This is a genomic window from Telluria sp. LT2P80 (assembly GCF_059685955.1).
Genome location: NZ_JCASIO010000003.1, coordinates 131,711 through 153,853, shown reverse-complemented (window position 1 = coordinate 153,853; position 22,143 = coordinate 131,711). Strand labels below are relative to the sequence as shown.

The 22,143-nt window shown below is 63.3% G+C and carries 19 protein-coding genes; 10 read left to right on the top strand and 9 right to left on the bottom strand.

The features are described from left to right. Positions 1 to 77: 77 nt before the first annotated feature. Genes AC56LW_RS09980 through AC56LW_RS09970 form a run of 3 tightly spaced genes read right to left on the bottom strand, consistent with a single transcriptional unit; the run spans position 78 to position 2,986 of the window. Positions 78 to 779 carry an MBL fold metallo-hydrolase gene (locus tag AC56LW_RS09980; RefSeq protein ID WP_499633911.1) on the bottom strand — a complete coding sequence of 234 codons (702 nt, stop codon included), beginning with the start codon at positions 777 to 779 and terminating at the stop codon, positions 78 to 80. Positions 780 to 822: 43 nt separating this feature from the next. Then, positions 823 to 1,641, bottom strand: coding sequence for a TlpA family protein disulfide reductase (locus AC56LW_RS09975; protein ID WP_499633909.1), 819 nt, complete (start codon positions 1,639 to 1,641; stop codon positions 823 to 825). A gap of 19 nt (positions 1,642 to 1,660) precedes the next feature. Continuing rightward, the gene (locus tag AC56LW_RS09970) at positions 1,661 to 2,986 is read right to left on the bottom strand and encodes a hemolysin family protein (RefSeq protein WP_499633907.1); all 1,326 of its coding nucleotides are present in this window, start codon (positions 2,984 to 2,986) and stop codon (positions 1,661 to 1,663) included. Positions 2,987 to 3,268: 282 nt separating this feature from the next. Between AC56LW_RS09970 and AC56LW_RS09965 the strand changes: the two genes are divergently transcribed. Then, the gene (locus tag AC56LW_RS09965; protein WP_499633905.1) at positions 3,269 to 5,011 is read left to right on the top strand and encodes a methyl-accepting chemotaxis protein; all 1,743 of its coding nucleotides are present in this window, start codon (positions 3,269 to 3,271) and stop codon (positions 5,009 to 5,011) included. Here AC56LW_RS09965 and AC56LW_RS09960 read toward each other — a convergent pair. After that, entirely contained in the window at positions 5,008 to 6,411 is a 1,404-nt protein-coding gene (locus AC56LW_RS09960; protein WP_499633903.1) for an aminotransferase-like domain-containing protein, read from the bottom strand. The genes AC56LW_RS09965 and AC56LW_RS09960 overlap by 4 nt on opposite strands. 39 nt (positions 6,412 to 6,450) lie before the next feature. Here AC56LW_RS09960 and AC56LW_RS09955 point away from each other — a divergent pair, with 39 nt between their 5' ends. Continuing rightward, positions 6,451 to 6,762, top strand: coding sequence for a hypothetical protein (locus AC56LW_RS09955; RefSeq protein ID WP_332532009.1), 312 nt, complete (start codon positions 6,451 to 6,453; stop codon positions 6,760 to 6,762). A gap of 17 nt (positions 6,763 to 6,779) precedes the next feature. Here AC56LW_RS09955 and hmgA read toward each other — a convergent pair whose 3' ends face one another. Then, positions 6,780 to 8,075, bottom strand: a complete 1,296-nt coding sequence (hmgA, locus tag AC56LW_RS09950; RefSeq protein ID WP_499633901.1) for a homogentisate 1,2-dioxygenase — start codon at positions 8,073 to 8,075, stop codon at positions 6,780 to 6,782. A 171-nt stretch (positions 8,076 to 8,246) separates the two neighbouring features. Between hmgA and AC56LW_RS09945 the strand changes: the two genes are divergently transcribed. The 5 genes from AC56LW_RS09945 to AC56LW_RS09925 all read left to right on the top strand — a co-directional run bounded on the left by AC56LW_RS09945 (position 8,247) and on the right by AC56LW_RS09925 (position 12,548). Then, complete coding sequence (locus AC56LW_RS09945) at positions 8,247 to 9,152, top strand: LysR family transcriptional regulator (RefSeq protein ID WP_499633899.1); 906 nt, start codon at positions 8,247 to 8,249, stop codon at positions 9,150 to 9,152. Positions 9,153 to 9,186: 34 nt separating this feature from the next. Then, positions 9,187 to 10,296 (top strand): 4-hydroxyphenylpyruvate dioxygenase, encoded by a 1,110-nt coding sequence (hppD, locus tag AC56LW_RS09940; RefSeq protein ID WP_332532012.1) that lies wholly within the window; start codon positions 9,187 to 9,189, stop codon positions 10,294 to 10,296. A 66-nt stretch (positions 10,297 to 10,362) separates the two neighbouring features. Continuing rightward, on the top strand, positions 10,363 to 10,719 hold the full coding sequence (locus tag AC56LW_RS09935) for a CidA/LrgA family protein (RefSeq protein WP_332532013.1): 357 nt from the start codon (positions 10,363 to 10,365) through the stop codon (positions 10,717 to 10,719). Next, positions 10,712 to 11,449, top strand: coding sequence for an LrgB family protein (locus tag AC56LW_RS09930; RefSeq protein WP_499633897.1), 738 nt, complete (start codon positions 10,712 to 10,714; stop codon positions 11,447 to 11,449). Before AC56LW_RS09935 ends, AC56LW_RS09930 begins: the two co-directional genes overlap by 8 nt. A gap of 70 nt (positions 11,450 to 11,519) precedes the next feature. Continuing rightward, positions 11,520 to 12,548: a patatin-like phospholipase family protein gene (locus tag AC56LW_RS09925; RefSeq protein WP_499633895.1), complete on the top strand. Its 1,029-nt coding sequence runs from the start codon at positions 11,520 to 11,522 to the stop codon at positions 12,546 to 12,548. Between the two features lie 71 nt (positions 12,549 to 12,619). Here the strand turns inward: AC56LW_RS09925 and AC56LW_RS09920 are convergent, their stop codons facing one another. Beyond that, the gene (locus tag AC56LW_RS09920) at positions 12,620 to 13,183 is read right to left on the bottom strand and encodes a hemerythrin domain-containing protein (protein ID WP_499633894.1); all 564 of its coding nucleotides are present in this window, start codon (positions 13,181 to 13,183) and stop codon (positions 12,620 to 12,622) included. 345 nt (positions 13,184 to 13,528) lie between these two features. Between AC56LW_RS09920 and AC56LW_RS09915 the strand changes: the two genes are divergently transcribed. Continuing rightward, the gene (locus AC56LW_RS09915) at positions 13,529 to 14,533 is read left to right on the top strand and encodes a manganese catalase family protein (protein WP_499633893.1); all 1,005 of its coding nucleotides are present in this window, start codon (positions 13,529 to 13,531) and stop codon (positions 14,531 to 14,533) included. A gap of 76 nt (positions 14,534 to 14,609) precedes the next feature. Next, complete coding sequence (locus AC56LW_RS09910) at positions 14,610 to 15,518, top strand: ZIP family metal transporter (protein ID WP_499633891.1); 909 nt, start codon at positions 14,610 to 14,612, stop codon at positions 15,516 to 15,518. A gap of 24 nt (positions 15,519 to 15,542) precedes the next feature. Here the strand turns inward: AC56LW_RS09910 and AC56LW_RS09905 are convergent, their stop codons facing one another. The 3 genes from AC56LW_RS09905 to AC56LW_RS09895 all read right to left on the bottom strand — a co-directional run bounded on the left by AC56LW_RS09905 (position 15,543) and on the right by AC56LW_RS09895 (position 20,973). Further along, positions 15,543 to 18,437 (bottom strand): sensor domain-containing protein, encoded by a 2,895-nt coding sequence (locus tag AC56LW_RS09905; protein WP_499633890.1) that lies wholly within the window; start codon positions 18,435 to 18,437, stop codon positions 15,543 to 15,545. 11 nt (positions 18,438 to 18,448) lie between these two features. Continuing rightward, the gene (locus AC56LW_RS09900; protein WP_499633889.1) at positions 18,449 to 19,288 is read right to left on the bottom strand and encodes a phosphate/phosphite/phosphonate ABC transporter substrate-binding protein; all 840 of its coding nucleotides are present in this window, start codon (positions 19,286 to 19,288) and stop codon (positions 18,449 to 18,451) included. A 344-nt stretch (positions 19,289 to 19,632) separates the two neighbouring features. Next, the gene (locus AC56LW_RS09895) at positions 19,633 to 20,973 is read right to left on the bottom strand and encodes an MFS transporter (protein WP_332532018.1); all 1,341 of its coding nucleotides are present in this window, start codon (positions 20,971 to 20,973) and stop codon (positions 19,633 to 19,635) included. 162 nt (positions 20,974 to 21,135) lie between these two features. On the opposite strand from AC56LW_RS09895, the gene cyoA reads away from it, so the two are divergent. Beyond that, positions 21,136 to 22,143: a ubiquinol oxidase subunit II gene (gene cyoA, locus AC56LW_RS09890; RefSeq protein ID WP_183552478.1), complete on the top strand. Its 1,008-nt coding sequence runs from the start codon at positions 21,136 to 21,138 to the stop codon at positions 22,141 to 22,143.

Here is a 22,143-nt window from a genome sequence, read left to right as displayed (position 1 = left end):
ACACCGAGAACCGTCACGCATTCGGTGACCGTTCGACAGGCGCGGCTTCGGCCGCGCTTTTTTTTCGCCCATGGCAACTACACGCCGTGCGTCAGTCCCAGGTTGCGGTTGGCCGGTACCGCGACATCCATCAGGCCGGGCCGTGGCAGGTCGAGCGCGGCCATCAGCGCGATGAAGTCAGGGCGGGAGCGGCCGGCAAGACGCGCATTGTGCGCGCGTTCCCAGCCGATGGTCGAGACCGACTGGCCCTTGTAATCGTGGCCGGGCCAGACCCGCGTGGCGGGATCGAGCGTGAACAGCTTGCGGGTGACGCTGTCATACAGGTCGCCCGCGCTGCCGCCCTGGAAGTCGGTGCGGCCACAACCGCCGATCAGCAGCGTGTCCCCGCTGAACAGGTTGCCGCGCCACAGGTAGCACATGCTCCCGGCCGTGTGGCCTGGCGTATGGATCACGGCAATCTCTTCGCCATCGGCAAACCCGACGCGGTCGCCGTCCTGCAGCTGGATTTCCGCCGGCACGATGCCGCAGCCGCCCGGCGCGCACGCCTTTGCGCCCGTGTGCGCGCGCAGGCGCCCGGCGGACGTGACGTGGTCGGCATGCGCGTGCGTTTCGAACACGTGCGTCAGGCGCAGGCCAAGCCGTTCGAGATGCGCGAGGTCGCGGTCGAAGTGGCGGTCGACCGGGTCGATGATGGCGGCGTCGACAGCGCCGGGCGCGGCCAGGAAATAGGTGAAGGTGGACGACTCGGCGTCGAACAGCTGGATCGGGTTCAGTTGCATGGTGGGTTCCTCGGTAGCGCCCATGTTGTACCACAAACGTGGCTCAGTGCTGGATCGCCGCCAGCTTGTCGGCCAGTGTGGCCGGCGAGAGTTCGCCCACATGGCGCGTGCGCAGGCGGCCCGCCGCATCGTAGAACAGCGTCGTCGGCATGCCGGCCGCGCCAAGGCGCGCAGCGACCTGACTGCCCGGGTCCAGCACGATCGTGGTGGACTGCGCCTGCAATGGCAGACGCTCGCGCTCGACATAAGCGGCAACAGTGGCGGCGGATTCGCCCTGGTTGACCAGCACGAACGCGATCTCCGGGTGGGCCGCCTGCGCCGCCATCAGGGCCGGCATCTCGCGCCGGCAGGGTGGACACCAGGTGGCCCACAGGTTCAGCACGACTGGGCGGTCGGCGAAGCTGCGTAGCGCGACTTCGCGGCCGTCGAGCTGGCGCACCATCACGTCCGGCATGGGCGTGTGGGCCGGCGTCAGTGCCTGATTCAGCAGGGTGCCGCCGAACCAGACCGCGCAGCCGGCCAGCATGCAGGCCAGCACGGGGCGGCGCAGCGCTGCCTGGCGGCGCGTCAGCTCGGCCCCGACCACGCAGGCCGCGATCAGGCCGGCGACCGTCTCAAAGCCGCCATCACGGATGTCGAACACGCTCAGCGGCGCGGCCAGGTAGATTGCATGGTGCTTCAGGACGAACACGAGACGGGCCGAGACGAAGCCGGCCACGATCATGTTCCATAGCGCTCCGCCCGGATCGATGGCGCGTCGGCGCCGGAACCATTCGGCGACCAGCGTGGCCGCCAGCACCGCGGCCAGCGACAGGGCGACCGCAATCGGAAGGTACAGCGGCCCCAGCCGGATGGCGTCCATCTGCCCTAGTGCACCCGGCTCATTCTTCGACCGGCGCCGGGTCGGGCAGCGCCAGCTGTTCGATCAGGAGCTTGTCGATGCGGTTGCCGTCCATGTCGACCACTTCGATCCGATAGCCATTCCAGTCGAACGACTCGGACGCTTTCGGGATATACCCGAACTGGTACAGCACGAAGCCGGCCAGCGTGTGGTACGCGCCCAGTTCTTCGTCCGGGAAGCGTTCGGTGGTATTGAACACGTCGCGGAAGCGGTCGAGATCCACGCCGCCATCGAGCAGCCAGCTGCCATCCTGGCGCTGGACGGCATCGGGATCGGTTTCTTCGCCATTCACGGTGACGTCGCCCACCAGCGCGCTCATGACGTCCGACAGCGTGACCATGCCCTGGATGTCGCCGTACTCATCGACGATCAGTGCCAGTTCAGCCCGGTTTTTCTTGAACAGCTCGAGCAGCACCATTGCGCCGACGGTCTCCGGCACGAACAGCACGTCCTGCACGGCATGCTCGATATTGACCGCCTCGAGCGAGCCGTGGCGTACCGACTGGGCCAGCAGGTCGCGCACCTTCACGAAACCCAGGATCTGGGCGCGGTCGCCACGGTAGACCGGGAAGCGGCTGTAGGTGTGGCAGGCGATTAGTTCGAGCGTGTCGCGGCGTTCGGCGTCCAGGTCGATCATGATCAGGTCGACGCGCGGCGTCATCAGCGCCTTCAGGTGCCGGTCATCCAGGCGCAGCGCGCGCGAGACGATATCGTATTCGGTCTTTTCGAACAGGCCGGCGTCGGTGCCTTCCTTGAACATGCCGGCGATGTCTTCTTCGGTCGGCGCTTCCTCTTTGGCGTCATGGATGCCGAACAGGCGCACGATCGCTTCGGTCGTCAGTGACAGCACCTTGACGAACGGCGACATGATCAGCGACAGGGCAGATAGCGGCGGGGCAATCAGGGTTGCCATCGTCTCGGGATGGCGCATCGCGATGCGTTTCGGGACCAGTTCGCCCAGCACGATCGACACGAACGTGATGGCCAGCACCACGATGAACAGTGAGATTTCGTAAGCGTAGGGGGCCAGGAAGCCCACCATTTCGATCTGCGGCTGCAGGCGCGTAACAAGCGAGGCTTCACCGAAGGCACCGGTAAAGATGCCGATCAGCGTGATGCCGACTTGGACGGTGGAAAGAAAATGACTCGGGTTGTCGGCCAGTGCGATGGCGCTGCGCGCCCCGCGGCTGCCTTCCTGCGCGCGCCGTTCGAGGCGCATGCGTTTTGCGGAAACGAGAGCGAGTTCGCTCATCGCGAACACCCCGTTCAAGAGGATCAGAACGAGGATGATCAATATATCTGACATGACAAGCAGAAGGCCTATGGCCGGGCATACCGGGCCGTGGCCGGGTCCGCCACCATGGCGTACGGAGGAATCATGGCATAAATGACAAAAACGTGGAATACCGCTCGACCGCTCCATCACGCCGACGCCGTGGCTCAGGCCTGTTAACCGAAAAGTTAAAAATCAAATAAAAAGAAAAACAACAAAAAATTCCGGCTGATATGAGCTCAAAGATATTGATTAAAACAAATACTGAGATCAAATTTGATTCTTAGGAGAAATTATCTTTCACCTCCTGGCCTCATGTACGCCCGATCGCATCGGACGATTGATCAATTCAGATTTGGAAGGAAGATTGTGAGACTGACTAACTGGAAACTCGCCACGCGTTTAGGAATGGGATTTGGCCTGCTGATGGTCTTCCTGATCATACTGGCCGCTGTGACGATTACGCGCATCAACGCGTCGAATCAGGCCATCGGCTTCATCCTGGAAGACCGTTACGTCAAGGTCGTGCTGACACAATCCATCGAAACCGAGATCAATGTGCAGGCGCGTGACTTGCGCAATGCCATCATCCTCGGCGCGGGCGAAACAGCGCAGATCGCGGCGATCGTCGACAGGATCGCCGAGTCCGTGCACAGGACCGATGGCTTCATGACCAAACTGAAAAGCATGATCAATACGCCGAAAGGCGAGGCCCTGTTCCAATCGTTGAGCGACGCTCGCGGGAAGTACGGCGTGGCACTGACAGCGACGATGGCATTGTTGCGAGAAGGGAAAACCACCGAGGCGGGTGCGTATTTGCTGAAGGAGGTCACGTCACCACAGGCAGAATTCTCGGCCGCGCTGGATGCCATGTCGAGCTTCCAGGCGTCGCTGATGGAAAGTGAAGGAGCGAAGGTGCGGGCCGACGCGCAATCGGCAGTCTGGATCGCGATTGCGCTCACCATCGGCGCCCTGATTGCCGCGACGATCGTCGCCGTACTGACAACCCGCTCGATTACCGTGCCTGTCAATCGCGCGCTCACGCTCGCCCAGGCAGTGGCCAGCGGCGATCTGCGTCAACAAATCGACCAGACCGGTACCGATGAAATCGGCACGCTGCTGACGGCGTTAAAGAACATGAATGCGAATCTGCTGGACATCGTCGGGCAGGTCCGTTCAGGCGCCAACGAGATTGCCACGGCCAGCAAGGAAATTTCGGTCGGTAACAACGATTTGTCTGTGCGGACTGAACAGCAGGCCAGCGCGCTGGAAGAAACCGCATCGTCGATGGAAGAGTTGAACTCGACCGTCAAACAGAACAGCGAGAATGTGCATCAGGCAAATGCTCTGGCACGGTCGGCGTCGGAGATTGCCCGCGAGGGCGGCGCGGTGGTTGCCGAAGTCGTCACGACGATGGTGATCAGCGCCACGTCAAACAAGATCGTCGATATCATCGGCGTGATCGACGGCATCGCCTTCCAGACCAATATCCTGGCATTGAATGCGGCCGTGGAAGCGGCGCGCGCGGGCGAACAGGGGCGCGGGTTTGCCGTGGTGGCCTCGGAAGTGCGTAACCTGGCCCAACGTTCGGCGGCAGCGGCCAAGGAAATCAAAATCCTGATCAGCGACTCGCTGGACAAAGTCAATATCGGCAACGAGCTGGTTTCCAGGGCGGGTGCAACCATGACGCAAGTGGTCGGCAGCATCGAGCGCGTCACCACGATCATGGGCGATATCTCGGCTGCCGGACAAGAGCAGGATGCCGGCATCGAGCAGATCAACCAGGCGGTGACTGAAATGGACGCGGTCACGCAACAGAACGCTGCGCTGGTCGAGCAGGCGGCGGCTGCCAGCACGTCACTGCAGGAGCAGGCGGCGCAACTGGCCCGGGTTGTCAGCATCTTCCAGCTCGCAGACACGGATGCCGCAAGCGCTGCAGCGCGCGTACCGGATCGCCCCCAGAAGCAGGTTGCAAACGCTGCCGTGTCGACGGCGCGCGCACAACCCACCAGACGCGCACCGGCATCAACGGCAGAGCTCGCATGGGAACAGTTCTAGCGAGTCAGCCCGGCGCCGAACGAAGCGGGCCGCCGGGCGATCAGATCCGACAGCCGTTGAAGCCCGGCCTGCAACTGTTGACGGTCCTTGATGTTGCCCAGAGAGAGCCGGATCGCATTGACTGACTCGCTCCCTGCCGCGAATGCATCGGCCGGCGTGACCACGATGCCTTCGGTCGCGGCCGCAGCCGCCAACTGCGCGCGGTTCCAGCAGGCCGGCAACGTCAGCCAACCATGCAGGCCATCGCCAATGCCGCTGTACTGCCCGGCCAGGGCAGAACGCGCCATCCGCTGGCGCAGGCGCGCTTCATCGCGTATGCCCTGCATCAGCCTGGCGGCCGACCCGTCGACGATCCACTGGGTGGCCAGCGCGACCGACAATGGCGTGGCCATCAGTGCAAGCGAGCGCAGCGCGCCAAGGAAGCGGGCGCGCTGTTCCGGGTCGGGCAGGACGACGAACGCGACACGCAAACCGGGGGCCAGGCATTTCGACAAGGTCGAGACATACATCACGTGATGTGGGGCGAGCGTCACGATCGGCGCCGGTGGGGCGTCGGCCAGCAGCCAGTAGGGATCGTCCTCGAGAATACGCACATCGTCGCGCTGCGCGATGCCGGCAAGCGCCTGGCGCCGGCTCTCGGGCATCGTGACGGCAGTCGGGTTCTGCAAGGTGGGATTCAGGTAGACGAGTCCGGGCTTGTCGCGGCGGCAGGCTTCTTCGAGCCGCTCGGGGACCATGCCGTGTTCGTCGGCTTCCACGGTGACGAGGCGCCGGCCCAGATGGGTCGCAGCGTCGCGCAGGCCGGGGTAGCTCATCGGTTCAGTCAGAATCGTGTCGCCTGGCGTCGTCATGGCGAGGATGGCGGCGGCAATCGCGGCCTGCGCGCCGGGACAGACCACGATGTGCGCGGGATCCAACCGTCCGCAGATCGGCTCGAGCCAGGTGGCGCCGGCCTGGCGGTCGGCATCGCTGCCGCCGCCCAGATGGTAGGTCATCAGTAATTGACTGTCTGCGCTCAGCAGCACTTGGGACAAGCCCTGTTTCAGCATGTCGTCGACGTCCACGCCTGCAGGCGGTGGCGGCGTGTTCATGCTCAGGTCGATCACCGGGGCAAAGCCGACTTTTGGGGGCGCAACATACGTGCCGTGCGCGCCGCGCCCCTCCAGCAGGTTGCGGCGCCTGGCTTCATCGTAGGCGCGCGTGACGGTCGTCAGGTCGACGTCCAGCCGCGCCGCGAGCTGGCGCTGCGGGGGCAGGCGGTCACCCGGCGCCAGCGATCCGGCCACGATGGCCGCTTGCAACGCATCCGCAATCTGCAAAAAACGGGGGCCGCCATTCGTGGTCAGTTGCGGCAGCCAGACGGAAACCTGCGGGGCGGGTACGGGCCTTGCCTGGGACATTTTGTCTCGATGTATGGAAATTGCTTTCAAGTAGTATGCTTGAAAACTCTCCCCGCCGGCGCGGTCGTTACTTCATCGACCGTGTGCGGCAACAGCCTGGAAATACGCACAACAATGGAATGGTTCCCGATCGTCTTCTTTACGTTCAAAGCGCTCGTGCTCGGCACGGGCATGTTCTTCGCCATCAAGTGGCACTACGACCAGGGCAAGAAAAAGAACGGCATGGACCGGCGCACGCTGGTGCTGGGCGTCGCCAAGGTCGTCCTCATCTTCGTGGTCCTGCTCGCGGTGCTGGGCTACCTGACGCTGTTATTGGTCCGCAAGCTTGGCCTGGACTGGACCATTCCTTAAAAGCAGGCATGCGCCCGTCAAGGCGTCGTGCGAAAGCGCCTGGTGATGCCGGCCCAGCACTGCTGATAATCCCCCTGCAATTGCGGTGACGCCAGCGCCTGCTCGGTCGGCACCAGCACATTGCGCGTTTCGAACATGAACGCCATCGTGTCACTCACCTTGTGCGGCTGACGTGTGTCCGCGCTGCTGGCCTTGTCGAAGGTCGCGGCATCCGGGCCGTGCCCGCTCATGCAGTTGTGCACGCTCGAGCCTCCTGGAACGAAGCCGTCCGCCTTGGCGTCGTAGGCGCCGTGAATCAAGCCCATGAACTCGCTCGCCACATTGCGGTGGAACCAGGGCGGCCGGAACGTGTCCTCGGCTACCAGCCAGCGTGGCGGGAAGATCACGAAGTCGAGCGTATCGACGCCCGGCGTATCCGATGGCGCTTGCAGCACGAGGAAGATCGACGGGTCCGGGTGGTCGTAGCTGATCGAGCCGATGGCATTGAAGTGCCGCAGGTCATACTTATAGGGCGCGTAGTTGCCGTGCCACGCCACCACGTCCAGCGGCGAGTGGCCGATCGGCGCGCGCCAGAGCCGCCCGCCGAATTTGGTGACCAGCTCGAAATCGCCTTCGACATCTTCGTACTGGGCCACCGGCGTCAGAAAGTCGCGCGGGTTGGCCAAGCCGTTCGAGCCGATCGGGCCCATGTCGGGCAGTTGCAGCAGCGCGCCGAAGTTTTCGCACAGGTAGCCGCGCGCCTCGCCATCGGGCAGCGTCACCTGGAAACGCACGCCGCGTGGAATCACGGCGATTTCCTGCGGCTCCACATCCAGCACGCCCAGTTCGGTGGCGATGTGCAAACGCCCCAGCTGGGGCACGATCAGCAGTTCGGCGTCCGCATTGTAGAAGTAACGGCCGGCCATCGACTGGTTGGCCGCGTACAGGTGCACGGCGCAGCCCGTCATCGCCTCGGCCGAGCCGTTGCCCGCCATCGTCACCCAGCCATCGATAAAATCGGTCGGGGTCGTCGGCATTGGCAGCGGACTCCAGCGCAACTGATTCGGTGGCGCGGCATTGTCGAAACGGCTGACCAGGCGCGGCGCATCCAGCGGCACGAAGCTGCCATGCACGGCGGCCGGGCGAATCCGGTACAGCCACGAGCGCCGGTTATGGCTGCGCGGGGCAGTGAAGGCGGTGCCGGACAATTGCTCCGCATACAGGCCATACGCCACCTCCTGCGGCGAGTTGCGATGCTGCGGCAGCGCACCTGGCAGGGCTTCGGTGGCAAATTCGTTGCCGAAGCCGGACAGATAACCTGACGGGTGGGCCATGCGATGTCTCCTCGAACGGGTGGTGTGGTGCGATTGGTCGATGGCGTCACTCTAGAATAATCCGGCCAGTTTTACGAGATGAATAGAAAAATGTAGACTATTGATTCCATGAATACTGCTGGCCTCTACCACCATCACGCGTGGACAATGCGCCGGCAACCCTGAAAACCCATGATCGAACCGCGCACCATCGACCTTAATCTGCTATCCGTGTTCCAGGAAGTCTATCGGGAACGCCAGATTTCCAGTGCCGCCCGCCGCCTTGGCCTGAGCCAGTCGGCGGTGAGCAATGCGCTGGCACGATTGCGGCGAGCTTTTGGCGACGAGCTGTTCGTGCGCACGGCGAGCGGCATGCAGCCGACGCCGCTGGCGACGCAGATGGCCGAACCGATTGGGGCGGCGATGGCGCAGGTAGCGCTGGCGCTGAACCAGCGCAGCCGGTTCGAGCCGGGCACGAGCAGCCGCCGCTTCGTGCTGGCGATGACCGATGTCGGCGAGGTGTACTTCATGCCGACACTGATCGAGCGCTGCCGGCAGGTGGCGCCGCACGTTGAACTCAGTTCGGTGCGCGTGGGCGCGGCGACGCTGAAGGAAGAAATGGAAGGCGGGCGGGTCGACCTGGCGGTGGGCCCGTTCGACGATGTGTCGGATGCGCTGTACCAGCGGCATTTGTTCCGACAGCCGTTCGTGACGATGTTCCGCAAGGGCCATCCACTGGGCAAGGGCGCGCTGACGCTGGCGCGCTTTGCGGCGGCCGAGCACTTGCTGGTGGACGCGGCCGACAGCCCGTACGACCGGGTCAACGCGGTGCTGGCCCGGGCCGGGATCGCGCCGTCGACGCGCTTTCGGGTGCCGCATTTCACGGCGGTGCCGTACATCGTCAGCTCGAGCGATCTGGTGGTGACGGTGCCGCAAAAACTGGCCGAACGGGCCGGCCTGCCGTTCGCTCTCGAATGGGCAACGCCGCCGCTGGATCTGCCGCCGCTGCAAACGAATATTTTTTGGCACCGCCGCTTCAATCAGGATCCGGGCAATGTGTGGTTGCGCGGTTTGCTGGCCGACGTGTTCGCGGAATGACCGTCAACGTAGGACGAATAAAAAGGAAGAGACAATGGCAGATCTGTTTGACAATCCCATGGGCCTGATGGGCTTCGAATTCGTCGAGTTCGCTTCGCCAACCCCGGGCGTGCTCGAACCCGTGTTCGAGGCGCTGGGCTTTACCAAGGTGGCCGTGCACCGCTCGAAGGACGTCGCGCTGTATCGCCAGGGCGGCATCAACTTCATCATCAACAACGAGCCGAAAAGCTACGCTGCCTACTTCGCGGCCGAGCATGGCCCGTCGGCCTGCGGCATGGCGTTTCGCGTGCGCGATGCGCACAAGGCCTATGCCAGGGCGCTGGAACTGGGCGCGCAGGCGGTCGAGATCCCGACCGGCCCGATGGAGCTGCGCCTGCCGGCAATCCGCGGCATTGGCGGTGCGCCGCTGTACCTGATCGACCGTTTCGACGAAGGCGACACCATCGGCAAATCGATCTATGACATCGACTTCAAGTTCATCGACGGCGCGCCGCGCAACCCCGAGGGTCACGGCCTGAAGATCATCGATCACCTGACGCACAATGTGTACCGCGGCCGCATGTCGTATTGGGCCGGCTTCTACGAGAAGCTGTTCAACTTCCGCGAGATCCGCTACTTCGACATCAAGGGCGAGTACACGGGCCTGACCTCGAAGGCGATGACGGCGCCGGACGGCATGATCCGCATCCCGCTGAACGAAGAAGGCAAGGCGGGCGGTGGCCAGATCGAGGAATTCCTGATGCAGTTCAACGGCGAAGGCATCCAGCACATCGCGCTGCTGAGCGACGACCTGATCGCCACGGTCGACAGCCTGCGCGCGGCCGGCGTGCCTTTGATGACGGCGCCGCCTGAAACGTACTACGAAATGCTCGACGAGCGCATTCCGGGCCACGGCGAAGACGCCGAGCAGCTCAAGATGCGCGGCCTGCTGCTCGATGGCACGGTCACGGACGGCAAGGCGCGCCTGCTGGTGCAGATCTTCGGCGTGGCGCAGCTGGGCCCGGTGTTCTTCGAATTCATCCAGCGCAAGGGTGACGACGGCTTCGGCGAAGGCAATTTCAAAGCGCTGTTCGAGTCGATCGAGCGCGACCAGGTCAAGCGCGGCGCTCTCGGCGCCGCCAGCGAGGCGACGACCGCCGCCTGATCCGTAATTTGCTATCCTGCGTGTTTGCGGCGGCCCCTGGCCGCCGTCTTGCGTAAAGGAGAAAGCATGCTGGCGGCGTTTGCGGTGTTGTTGTTATTTCAGTGCCTGGGGGAGGGCGTCGTTTTCGTGCTGCGCCTCCCACTGCCCGGCCCCGTGGCAGGCATGCTGCTGCTGGTGGCTGCGCTGATCGTGTTCCCCAAATTGCAGTTGCTGGTCGAACAGGCCGCCAATGCGCTGCTGGCCCACCTGTCGCTGCTGTTCGTGCCGGCCGGCGTGGGCATCGTGGTCGCTGCCGCCAGCGGCAGCGGTCACTGGCTGGCGATTGTCGCGTCGGTTGTCGTCAGCACGCTGCTGGCGCTGGCCGTCACGGGCCTGCTGCTGCGTGGCATGAAAGGCGAACGGGCGAAAGATCGCGATGCCTGATTTCGCCGGCTTGCACCAATTCTGGGTCTACCTGGCAGCCTCACCTTTGCTGGGCCTGACCATGACACTGTGCGCCTATCTGGCCGCACAGCGCATCGGCGCCTGGTGCAAAGGCGCGCCGATCGCCAACCCGGTCGCCATCGCGATTGCCATCGTCGTGGGCATCCTGAGCTTGTCCGGCATGTCGTACGAGCGGTATTTCGCTGGCGCGCAGTTCGTCCACTTCCTGCTCGGCCCGGCGACTGTGGCGCTGGCCGTGCCGCTGGTGCGCCAGCTGCCGCGACTGCGCCAGCACTGGCTGCCACTGACGGCGGCGCTGCTCGCTGGCTGCGTGACGGCCATCGTCTCGGTGGTCGTCGTTGCGCAGTTGCTGGGCGCCACGCCTGCGCTGATCGCGACGCTCGCACCCAAGTCGGTCACGTCGCCAATTGCGATGGCCGTGGCCGAGCGGCTGGGCGGCCTGCCTTCCCTGACCGCCGCGCTGGTGATTGGCACGGGCATCTTTGGTGCGATATTTTCCACCTGGCTGTTTCATGGACTGCGCGTGCGCTCGGACGCGGCGCGCGGGTTCGCGCTGGGGCTGGCCGCGCACGGGATCGGCACGGCGCGTGCGTTCCAGCTCAGTCCTGAAATGGGGGCGTTCGCCGGGCTGGCAATGGGGCTGAATGGCGCATTGACAGCGCTGCTTGCTCCGTGGCTGGTACCGCTCGTGACACGCTGGATGGGTTGAGGGTCTGCGCTGCGCCGCGCAATCGGCGCACCGATTACGCTGACGTTTTGACCAACCGACGGGGCAGATCGTGACCGACCATACAACAATCAGTCTGGCCATCCAGGGCGGCGGCAGTTATGGCGCCTATGGGTGGGGTGTGCTCGACCGCCTGTTGCAGGAGCCAGGGTTGCAGATCGACGCGCTCAGCGGGTCTAGTGCCGGCGCGGTCAATGCGGTCGTGGTCGCAGACGGCTACGCATGCGGCGGCGGCCGCGAAGGTGCGCGTCGGGCACTCGACAAATTCTGGCGTGCAATCGGCACGGCCGCATCCATGAGCCCGTTGCAGCGCACGCCGCTCGACCGCATGGCGCCGCACTTCACGATGGCGTTTTCACCGGTGTACCACTTGCTGGAAATGGCGGGTGCCATGGCGGGGCCCACGCTGGAAGGGCCGTTGACGCTCAATCCGCTGCGCCACTTTCTCGCAGCCACCATCGACTTCGAGCGGGTACGCGCCTGCGAAGAGCTGCAGCTGTTCATTGCCGCGACCAATGTGCGCACCGGCACGGGCAAGCTGTTCAGGCGCGACGAGATGGATGTCCAGCGACTGCTGGCCTCGGCCTGCCTGCCAACCGTCTTTGCTGCGGTCGAGGTCGATGGCGAGATGTACTGGGATGGCAGTTACGTAGCCAATCCACCGCTGGCGCCGCTGATGGCGCACGGCGATGGAACAGATGTGGTGATCATCCAGAACAATCCCATCGCCCGTCCCGACATGCCACGCACGGTGGCCGACATCGCCAATCGCGCCAACGAGATCGCGTTCAACATCAGTTTCGTCCGTGAAGTCAGCGCAGTGCAGTTTCTCGGAAGCGCGACGGATGAAATGCGCGGTGCGGGGGCGACGCCTGCCGTCAAGTTTTTGCACCTGATCAGCGGTAACGAGCACCTGGCGGCGCATGGCATTTCCGCCAAATTCAGTGCCGAGATGCCTTTCCTGCAGCATTTGCACGATCTTGGCGTGGCCTCGGCCGATACCTGGTTAAAGGAAAATGGGGTCCATCTCGGCGCGAAATCGACACTTCACCCGATTCCCGTCTTTTATCCCGACCTGTAAAACGTAACAAACACCGTCGCCGTTGCCGGGGACAGTGCTTGACAGCGGCGTCGTGCTACGTCGGCGAAGCGTTACGCGTCCGTCGATTTTTCCTGCCAGGTCTTCTTCGGCGTCAGTGCGAAGGCAGCAATCAGGGCGCCAATTACGCCGACAGCAAGCGCAGTGCTGCTGCCGGAGAAGCCAACCAGATGTTCCTTGGCCAGCTTGCCCGCCTTTGGACCGACGAGCTGAAGGCGGCGACGCGTCATCGCGGCGCCCAGCTCCGACAGGCGCGCCTTGCCCAGGATGTTCTCGGCATCGGGCAGCAGGCGCGTCTCTTCATCGGCCACGTGATGGATCACGTCGCGCATCAATTCCATGACCAGGTCGTCGTGGCGCGGATCGGCGCCGCTGGTGCGGCGCAGCTGGGCGATCAGGCGGCGCATCTCGTCATGTTCCGGTTCGGCCTCGTGGATGAATTGCTGCTTCGCATCTTCGCGCCGCATCACGGGATAGAAAATCTCTTCTTCCAGCGTTGCGTGAATTTCCAGTGCATCGCAGATGGTGTCGGCCAGCGCCTTCTTGACGGTCGGGCTCTTGTCGCTGGAATACTGGTGGAATGTCACCATGACGTGCGAATGATCGAAACGGATCATGTCAGTGATGGTTGGGCTGAGTTGCTTGAGATTGAACATGGTAGTACCCCCGATGTGATTGTTTGTCCGCTATCGTGGGGTATGTCGGTCGAGACGACTGTAGGCGCGCACGCCGGTGCCTTGTCAGTAATGTTCCAGATTGCCTGGGCTGGCCCGGTGCAAATGTTGATTTGAAATAACATCTTGTCAAATTAATCCTACACAGACTCGGGATTACACCTGATGGATGACCAATAGTTGTCATGCGATTATGGATTCACTGGGCTGCCAATCTGACGACGGCCCTTCCTGGACGGTCACGCATGACGCGTGCCGCAAGGATGAATACCATATGAGGATACTTCCATGTTTGCTCACAATAAGCGTTTGCAGTACACCGTCCGCGTCAGCGGGCCCAACCCCGGCCTGGCGAACCTGATGCTCGAACAGTTTGGCGGCCCGCAGGGCGAGCTCGCCGCCGCCATGCGCTACTTTACCCAAGCGGTCGCCGAGGACGATCCAGGCCGCAAGGACCTGCTGTTCGATATCGCCACCGAAGAACTCAGCCACCTCGAAGTCATCGGCAACATCGTTGCGATCCTCAACAAGGGTGCCAAAGGCCGTCTGGCCGAAGGGGTCGACATGGAAGCCGACACCTACCGCAGTATCACCGGCGCCGGTAACGACAGTCATATCACGCAGGTCCTGTATGGCGCCGGTGTGCCGCTGACGAATTCAGCCGGGGTGCCCTGGACGGCCGCCTACATCGACTCGATCACCGAGCCAAGCGCCGATCTGCGCTCGAACATCGCCGCCGAAGCACGCGCCAAGATCGTCTACGAGCGGCTGATTTCATTGACCGACGACCCGGGCGTCAAGGAGGCACTGGGCTTTCTGATGACGCGTGAAGTAGCGCACATGAAGTCGTTCGAGAAAGCGCTGTACGCGATGGAGCCGAACTTCCCACCCGGGAAAATGCCCGTGGTGCCGGCGTTTGCCAGCGTCTACTACAATATGTCGCAGGGCGACGGCGAGGTGCGTGGCGCGTGGAACCAGGGCGCCGACTGGGACTTCATCAGCGACCGCGACAAGCAGATGGCCGTCGATGGCGGCGCGGGCGATGCCGAAGTGGCGCTGCCGACCGACGATATCGACGTGCTGGAAATGATGGCGGCGCGGACGCTGTCGGACCCGATGGCCATGCCGCGCACCGGTTCCGAACTGGGCATGATGCAATCTGCATCCGGTGGTACGATAGGTGGCAGTAGCGGCAATGCAATGGGTGAGCCCACCGTGGCCTCGCGCGGCGGTCCGCTCGACGACACCGGCATTGCCAAGAAAAAGAAGGCCAGCGTCAAAAAAACGACATAAGCAAAACGCACTGCATCTGCCCACGCCGCCTGCCACATGATCTGTGACAGGCGGCATTCAGTTATCAGGAAGCCGCATGGATAGTCAAGTCGAGAAAGCCCCACCACACCGCGGCATGCCGAGCTGGCTCACCACACGTCGCGTCATTATTGCTGGTATCTGCACGGTTGTCCTGTTTGTCCTGATCGGCAGCATGATCGAGCAGTTCATGAATGCCAATCCGAAGATGCTGGCCGCCTTGCTGGGTGGTAGCGCGGCGGCAGCAGCCACCGCGCTTGGCACGCTGCCCGTCTTGTTTGCACAGAATTTTTCTCGTCGTACCTACGATTCATTCCTCGGTTTCGGCGCCGGCGTCATGCTGGGCGCCACCGCGTTTTCGCTCGTGATTCCAGCCTTGAACGCAGCCTCGTCCGCCGGGGCGGGCAGCTGGGAATCCAGCCTGATGGTCGGCGCGGGCATCCTGGCCGGTGCTGGCGCGATCCTGCTGATGAGCCGCGCGGTCCATACCGACGGCATCCTTTCCACCGATCCCGACCAGGTCTCGCTGCGGCGCGCATGGCTGTTCGTGTGGGCGGTCGCGCTGCATAACCTGCCGGAAGGCCTGGCCATTGGCGTCGCCTTTGCTGGCATCGACCTGGAAAAAGCCACGTCACTGGCCACCGGTGTATCGATCCAGGACGTGCCCGAGGGCCTGGTCGTGGCGCTGGCACTGCATTCCGTTGGTTACAGCCGCCTTGCCGCCGTCGGCATGGGCATCGTGTCGGGGCTGATCGAGCCAATCGCTGCCGTGTTCGGCGTCGCGCTCATCGGTATCGCTGCCGGGCTGCTGCCGTATGCGCTGGCTGCCGCTGCCGGTGCCATGCTGCTCGTCATCGTCAACGACGTGATTCCCGAATCGCGCCAGTCGGGCAATGGTACCCAGGCCAGCATTGCGCTGGTCATCGGATTCATCGTGATGACGGTGCTCGATACGGCGCTGGCCTGATCGGCTGGCGCCCACCAGCCCGCGTCACATCACCAGTGCGGCGTTGCGCTGCGTTCCCATCGGTGGCGCACTGTCAGCACGAATGAAACAGTGGGCCGGCACCAGTGGCCGATCGACATAATAGCCCTGGATTTCGTTGCAGCCAAAGCGCTTGAGCTCGCACAACTGCTCGAGATTTTCCACGCCTTCTGCCACCACCTTCAGATTCAGGCTGTGCGCCAGGTTGATGACGGCGCGGGTGATCGCGGCGTCGTCGCTGTCATGCGGCAGGTCGCGCACGAAGGTGCGGTCGATCTTCAGCGCATCGAGCGGGAAGCGCTTCAGATACGCGAGGCTCGAATAGCCGGTGCCGAAATCGTCAATGGACAGGCGCATGCCCAGTGCCTTGATCCGTCCCAGGATCGCCACTGCGGCGTCCGGGTTCACCATCAGCATCGATTCGGTGAGCTCGAACTCGAGCAGTGCCGGCGCGATGCCGCTGGCGGTCACGATGTGCTCGATCGTTGCTGCCAGGTCGTCCTGCTCGAGCTGGCGCGCCGACAGATTGATGGCGACTGGCACGACGGGGAAGCCGTCGGCGCGCCAGGCGCCAAGCTGGCGGCAGACTTCCGTCACGACCCACTCGCCAACCGCGATGATCAGCCCCGTGTCTTCGAGGACCGAGATGAATTCGAGCGGCGGCACGAGGCCGCGCTGCGGGTGGTTCCAGCGCAGCAACGCCTCGAAGCCGCTCGTCCTGCCGGTGGCAAGGTCCAGCTTCGGCTGATAGTGGAGCAGGAATTCGCCACGCGCCAGCGCCTGGTGCAGCTCGGCTTCGAGCTTGATGCGCTGGGTGGTTGCATCGTGCATGGCCGCGCTGAAGAACTGGAAATTGCCACGGCCATTGTGTTTGGCCGCATACATGGCCGTATCGGCGCTCTTGAGCAGCGCCTCCGCATTGGCGCCGTCTTCCGGGTAGCGTGCGATGCCGACGCTGGCCGAGACGAACAATTGCTGGCCCTGCAGCAGGAAGGGCGCCGCCAGCGCATCGATGATGCCAGTGCACAGTGTGGCGATGTCGCCGTCTTCCACGACATCGGGAAGAATCAGGGCGAATTCGTCGCCACCGAGCCGCGCGACCAGATCGCCGGGCCGGGCACAGGCTTGCAGGCGCTTGGTGGCCAGTACCAGCAACTGGTCGCCGACGCCATGTCCCAGCATGTCGTTGACTTTCTTGAAATGGTCGAGGTCGATGAACATGACGCCGGCGCGGCGTTCCTGTGCGGCGGCCGCGCCGATGGCCAGGTCGAGCGATTCGGACAGGTAGCGCCGGTTCGGCAGGTCGGTCAACGCATCGTATTGCGCCAGATAGGTCAGGCGCTGCTGGGCCGTGTGGCGCTCGATCGTGGTGGCCAGGATGTGCGCGATGCTGCGCAAGAAGTTGCGGTCGTCCGGGCCGAACTGGCGGTTGTCGTCGGTGAACACACCCAGCACGCCGAACGGACTTTCCGTGCAAATCACGCAGGCATCGACGCTGCTGCGGACCTGGTAGACAGCCCCGACGGTCGCGAACAGCGGCCGCAGCAGGTCGGCCGGCTCTTGTTGTGGCATGGGACCCAGCGGGCAGTCAAGGGCAAAGCCGGTGGCCGAGGCCAGGGCGCCGCTACCCGCCTGAATCACCAGTGAGCGTCCGATCGGCGCCGGTTCCAGTGAAAACAGCGCTGCGCTCGGCGCGTCCAGGCCGCCCGCCGCAGCCTGAATGGCCTCCCGGAACACGTGGTGCAGGTCGGTGGCCGTCAGGGCCACGCGGCCCAGCTCGGCGATCAGGTTTTCGCGCCGCGCCGTGGCCAGGATCGTGCGCTCGAAGGCCTTGCGCTCGGTGATGTCGATATCGATACAGATATAGCGCACTGTGCCGCCCGCATCGAACATCGGCACGATCGTGCGGTGCCATTGCAGCGTACGGTCGCGCCCGGCGATCGTCACGTCGCCTTTCCAGACAGTCGGTCCAGGTGTCCAGGCCGGCGCCGGGCCGGGGATGGTCAGGTGCGCCAGCGGCTGGCCGACGACCTCGTCGCGGGACAGGCCACTGTTGGCGATGAACTGGTCGTTGACGACGGCGATGCGGCCGTCGACATCGATCTCGGACACGATCGCGGCCTGGTCCATCGCACTCTTGTGCTGCACGAGCGAATTCATCAGGAGCTCGATGCGCTCGCCATACTGCACCCGCAGGCTGGCAGTGCCGCGGTTGACGGCCAGGATCGCTTCCTGGATCTCGAGCGGCGCATCGTCGTGCAGTGGCGCCTCGGCAGTGACCAGGCCCGCGGCGACATCATGCTCAAAAGCGCGCAGGCCACCGAGACGGTCCAGCCAGCGGCGCAGCAGCACGCGCATCATCAACAGGCTGGCCGAGGCCAGCACCAGGGCCACCGCGGCCGTTTCGATGATGAGCTGCCAGAGCTGCGCTGCCAGTCTGGTCACGTCGAACGACAGGCGCATGACGCCATAGTCCTTGCCACCGACCGTGATGACCCGGTTGACATCGTAGAACCGCTCGACGATCAGCGCCGTGAACCAGTCGGGCGGCGCTGCGTACTGGCTTGCCTGCGCCTCCAGGCTGATCGCGCCACCACCGACTTCAAGGAACTGGGCGCGCTGGAACGGTGACTTGACAAGCATCTTGCCCAGCGTGCGCTTGACCGTGTCGTAATCGCCAATGACGACGCTTTCTTCGATCGGCTGGATCACCGCCTCGAGCAGCATCAGCGCATTGTCCTGCGTCTCTTCGATGTGCTGCAGGTACTGGTAGCGGTAGAACATGCCAAGGCCCGCCAGCATCAGGAGCAGCATCGTGGCCGCGAACACGCCGAATACGCGGCCCATCAGGGAGCGCGGCAGGAAGACGCGCTTGAGCAGGCGCAGCGGAGCAAATGTCATGGCAAAAGGTGTCACCGCAGGCTGGCCGGCGCGTCGGCATAGAACGTGCGGTAGCTGGCATAGTCGGCCTGGCTGGCGGCCACGAACGACAGCGGTACCGGAGCGTGGATCAGCGCGCCCGATTCGGCGAGCACGCGCTTGCCTTCCGGATCGTTGTGCATCGTGAGGAAGGCATTGGCGACGGCGCGCACCTGCTCCGCCGGCACCCGTGGCGAGGCCATCAACGCCAGATCATTGAATGGCGCCGACGTCCACAGCACGCGGAATGCGCTGCCTTCGCGGCCGCGCCAGTTGGCCACCAGCTGCGAATTTGCGCCGACGGCCTTGACCATGCCGGCGAACAGCTGCGTGAACGCAGCGTCCTGGTTGCCGGCGAACACGACGTTAATCGGGATGTCGGCTCGCAGCAGCTGCGCATAATTGACCTTGTAGGCCACCAGCGCTTCCGGGCCCGGAAAACTCACGGCGGCGCCGGCCAGTTCCTTGATATCCCTGATCGGCGAATCGACCGGCACCACGATCTGCGCGTGCACCGGCGGCGAGTTGCGGCGCCCGAACACGGTCCAACCCATCTTTTCCCGGTCGGGACTGAACAGGTGGTTGGTAAAGGCGAAGTCGACTTCGCGCGCCAGCACGAAACTGGTCGTGTCGGCGGAGGTGCGACCCAGCTTGAGCTTCATGCAGACCTTGCTGCGGGTCGATACGTAGTTGATGATCGGATTCCAGAAGCTGGCCGATACCTGGACATTGAACTGATTGACCGGTGAAAAATTGTAGCAGGCCGGTGGAGCGGCGACAGCCGATTGCGTGACGAAAAAGGCGCCAGCCAACAGTGACAGATGCAGATTCATGATTGTGCGATCGTGAGGACAAGATGAAATACGGCCACGTCCCGGGTACCGGGCTGGGCTCCGTGATGTCGTGCCATGCGGCAGACAAGCCGGGCGCGCGGTAGCGGTGAGGCACAGTGCGCCAGCGTCGCCATCCGTCGATGGATGCGCGAACGGGTCACTGTAGCGCGGGCCGTTGAGGCACATGCGTTCCAGCTATGAAGATCATACCATCAGCCAACATTGCTGGCTGTAATGCAATGTTGCATTCAATAACTTAATCGGTTCATGTCCTGTGCGTGCAGCCAAAAACAACAACGGCCCCGAAGGGCCGTTGTCGTTACTGCGAAAAAGAGCAAGGCAGATCAGTCACGGATTTCCAGTTTGCGGTTGAGGCTCAGCGCGGCCAGCGTGGCCACTGCTGCCGACAGCAGGTACAGGCTGACGTAGCCGAGGCCGAAGTTGGCCGACAGACCCAGCGCAACCAGCGGCGCGAATGCTGCGCCGACCAGCCATGCCAGATCCGACGTCAGCGCCGCACCGGTGTAGCGGAAGTGCTTCTGGAAGTTCGACGTCGTGGCGCCCGCGGCCTGGCCATACGACAGGCCCAGCAGGGTGAAGCCGACCAGGATGAAGGTGTTCTGGCCAGCGGTACCGCCGTCGATCAGCGATGGCACGAAGACCGAGAACAGCGCGATCAGTGCCGCCAGCGTACCGAGCGTGGTGCGACGACCGACCTTGTCAGCGATATAGCCCGAGGCCAGGATACCCAGCGCAGCCAGGACAGCGCCGCCCATCTGGACCAGCAGGAACGATTCGACAGGGCGCGTATCATACAACTGGATCCACGACAGCGGGAACACGGTCACCAGGTGGAACAGTGCGTAGCTGGCCAGTGCGGTCATGGCACCGATGATGATGTTGGTACCCTGATTGCGCATCAGTTCGCCGACCGGGGCAGGCGTCATGTGATTGGTGTCCAGCAGGCGTGCATACTCCGTGGTCGAGACCAGACGCAGGCGGGCGAACAGGCCGACGACGTTGATGGCGAAGGCGACGAAGAATGGGAAGCGCCAGCCCCAGGTCAGGAAGTCTTCCTGCGACAGGTTGCCGATCAGGTAAGCGAACACGCCGGCGGCGATGACGAAGCCGAGCGGTGCGCTCAGCTGACCCAGCATCGCGTACCAGCCACGCTTGCCTTCAGGTGCGGACAGGGCCAGCAGCGATGGCAGACCATCCCACGAACCGCCCTGGGCCAGGCCCTGGCCGATGCGCAGCAGTGCCAGCATCACGATGGCGGCGCCGCCGATTTCGCTGTAGCTCGGGAGCAGGGCGATGACGACGGTGCAGGTGCCCATCATGAACAGCGCGATCAGCAGTTTCATGTCGAGGCTCCAGCGTTTCTGGATCCACATGAACAGCAACGTGCCGAACGGACGCGCGATGAATGCGAACGCGAAAATGACAAAGGCGTACAGTGTGCCTTCGAGGCGATCGGCAAACGGGAAAAAGATCGACGGGAACACCAGCACCGAAGCGATGGCATACACGAAGAATTCGAAGTACTCCGCTGAACGACCGACAATGACGCCGACGGCGATGTCGCCGGGGGAGATGTGTTCGTCGCGGGCGTTGATATTGCGTGCGCCGCTGTTCGGGCTCGTGATTGGAGCGGCGTCGTCGCTGCCGTGGGTAGTGCTGTGCATGGTTAATTCTCCAAAAGTCGTGTCGCGGTCGCCACTATTGTGGGTAACACTATTGTTAAAATTGCATTATGGCAAAGGGTGGGACAAACTGTCCAATGTTCTTTGACGACCGTTGGCAGTACAGTAGCATGCTCTCCCTCCATGTAACGTTAGATACCTAGCATGATTCCACAAATTGTCCGCCGCGGACTGCCATTACTTCTTCTTGCAGCGCTTGCTGGCTGCAATACCGTTGTAATGAATCCCACCGGCGATATAGCAAAGCAGCAGGCCGATCTGATCGTCATATCGGTTCTATTAATGTTGATCATCATCATTCCGGTGATGTTGCTGGTCGTCTGGTTCGCCTGGCGCTACCGCAAGGGCGCCAACGCGGCCTACGAACCTGACTGGGACCACTCGACCAAGCTCGAGCTGATTATCTGGGGCGCACCGCTTCTGATCATCATCGTGCTGGGCCTGATTACCTGGGTCAGTACCCACAAGCTCGATCCGTACCGTCCGCTCGACCGCATCGATGCCAACCGGCCGCTCGCCGCGTCCGTCAAGCCACTGGAAGTGCAAGTGGTGGCGCTGGACTGGAAATGGCTGTTCATTTATCCAGAGCAGGGCATTGCATCGGTCAATCACCTGGTGACCCCGATCGACGTGCCAGTGCGCTTCAAGATCACGTCGTCGACCGTGATGAACACGTTCTACATCCCGACCCTGGCTGGCATGATTTACGCGATGCCGGGCATGGAGACGGAACTGAACGCGGTGCTGAACAAGACCGGCGATTATCGCGGCCTGTCGGCCAACTTCAGCGGCGATGGTTTCTCGCACATGAAGTTTGCCTACAAGGGCGTGACGCAGGCCGATTTCGACACCTGGGTCAAGGAAATGAAGACCGGTACCGAAGTGCTCGACCGCGCTGACTACATGGTGCTCGAAAAACCGACCGCCAAGGAGCCGGTGCGCCATTACGCACAGGTCGAGCCGGCGCTGTTCAACCGCATCCTGAACCGCTGCGTTGCTGAAGGCACCATGTGCATGAACCAGCAAATGCACGAGGATCACAAGCGCAACGAAATGGCCGCGGCCATCCGCCAGCTGCCGAAGGATGGCAAGTCCATGCTGGCCGAGGCACTGGAAATGTGCGTCGCCCCTTTTAACACTGTGAAGAAGTAA

Bases quoted from the DNA above. Each gene is read 5' to 3' on its own strand.
- AC56LW_RS09980 (WP_499633911.1), bottom strand. From the start codon at position 779: ATGCAACTGAACCCGATCCAGCTGTTCGACGCCGAGTCGTCCACCTTC.
- cyoA (WP_183552478.1), top strand. From the start codon at position 21,136: ATGATTCCACAAATTGTCCGCCGCGGACTGCCATTACTTCTTCTTGCA.
- AC56LW_RS09935 (WP_332532013.1), top strand. From the start codon at position 10,363: ATGCTGGCGGCGTTTGCGGTGTTGTTGTTATTTCAGTGCCTGGGGGAG.
- AC56LW_RS09975 (WP_499633909.1), bottom strand. From the start codon at position 1,641: ATGGACGCCATCCGGCTGGGGCCGCTGTACCTTCCGATTGCGGTCGCC.
- hmgA (WP_499633901.1), bottom strand. From the start codon at position 8,075: ATGGCCCACCCGTCAGGTTATCTGTCCGGCTTCGGCAACGAATTTGCC.
- AC56LW_RS09960 (WP_499633903.1), bottom strand. From the start codon at position 6,411: ATGTCCCAGGCAAGGCCCGTACCCGCCCCGCAGGTTTCCGTCTGGCTG.
- AC56LW_RS09910 (WP_499633891.1), top strand. From the start codon at position 14,610: ATGGATAGTCAAGTCGAGAAAGCCCCACCACACCGCGGCATGCCGAGC.
- AC56LW_RS09900 (WP_499633889.1), bottom strand. From the start codon at position 19,288: ATGAATCTGCATCTGTCACTGTTGGCTGGCGCCTTTTTCGTCACGCAA.
- AC56LW_RS09895 (WP_332532018.1), bottom strand. From the start codon at position 20,973: ATGCACAGCACTACCCACGGCAGCGACGACGCCGCTCCAATCACGAGC.
- AC56LW_RS09930 (WP_499633897.1), top strand. From the start codon at position 10,712: ATGCCTGATTTCGCCGGCTTGCACCAATTCTGGGTCTACCTGGCAGCC.
- AC56LW_RS09945 (WP_499633899.1), top strand. From the start codon at position 8,247: ATGATCGAACCGCGCACCATCGACCTTAATCTGCTATCCGTGTTCCAG.
- AC56LW_RS09915 (WP_499633893.1), top strand. From the start codon at position 13,529: ATGTTTGCTCACAATAAGCGTTTGCAGTACACCGTCCGCGTCAGCGGG.
- hppD (WP_332532012.1), top strand. From the start codon at position 9,187: ATGGCAGATCTGTTTGACAATCCCATGGGCCTGATGGGCTTCGAATTC.
- AC56LW_RS09965 (WP_499633905.1), top strand. From the start codon at position 3,269: ATGTACGCCCGATCGCATCGGACGATTGATCAATTCAGATTTGGAAGG.
- AC56LW_RS09905 (WP_499633890.1), bottom strand. From the start codon at position 18,437: ATGACATTTGCTCCGCTGCGCCTGCTCAAGCGCGTCTTCCTGCCGCGC.
- AC56LW_RS09920 (WP_499633894.1), bottom strand. From the start codon at position 13,183: ATGATCCGTTTCGATCATTCGCACGTCATGGTGACATTCCACCAGTAT.
- AC56LW_RS09970 (WP_499633907.1), bottom strand. From the start codon at position 2,986: ATGTCAGATATATTGATCATCCTCGTTCTGATCCTCTTGAACGGGGTG.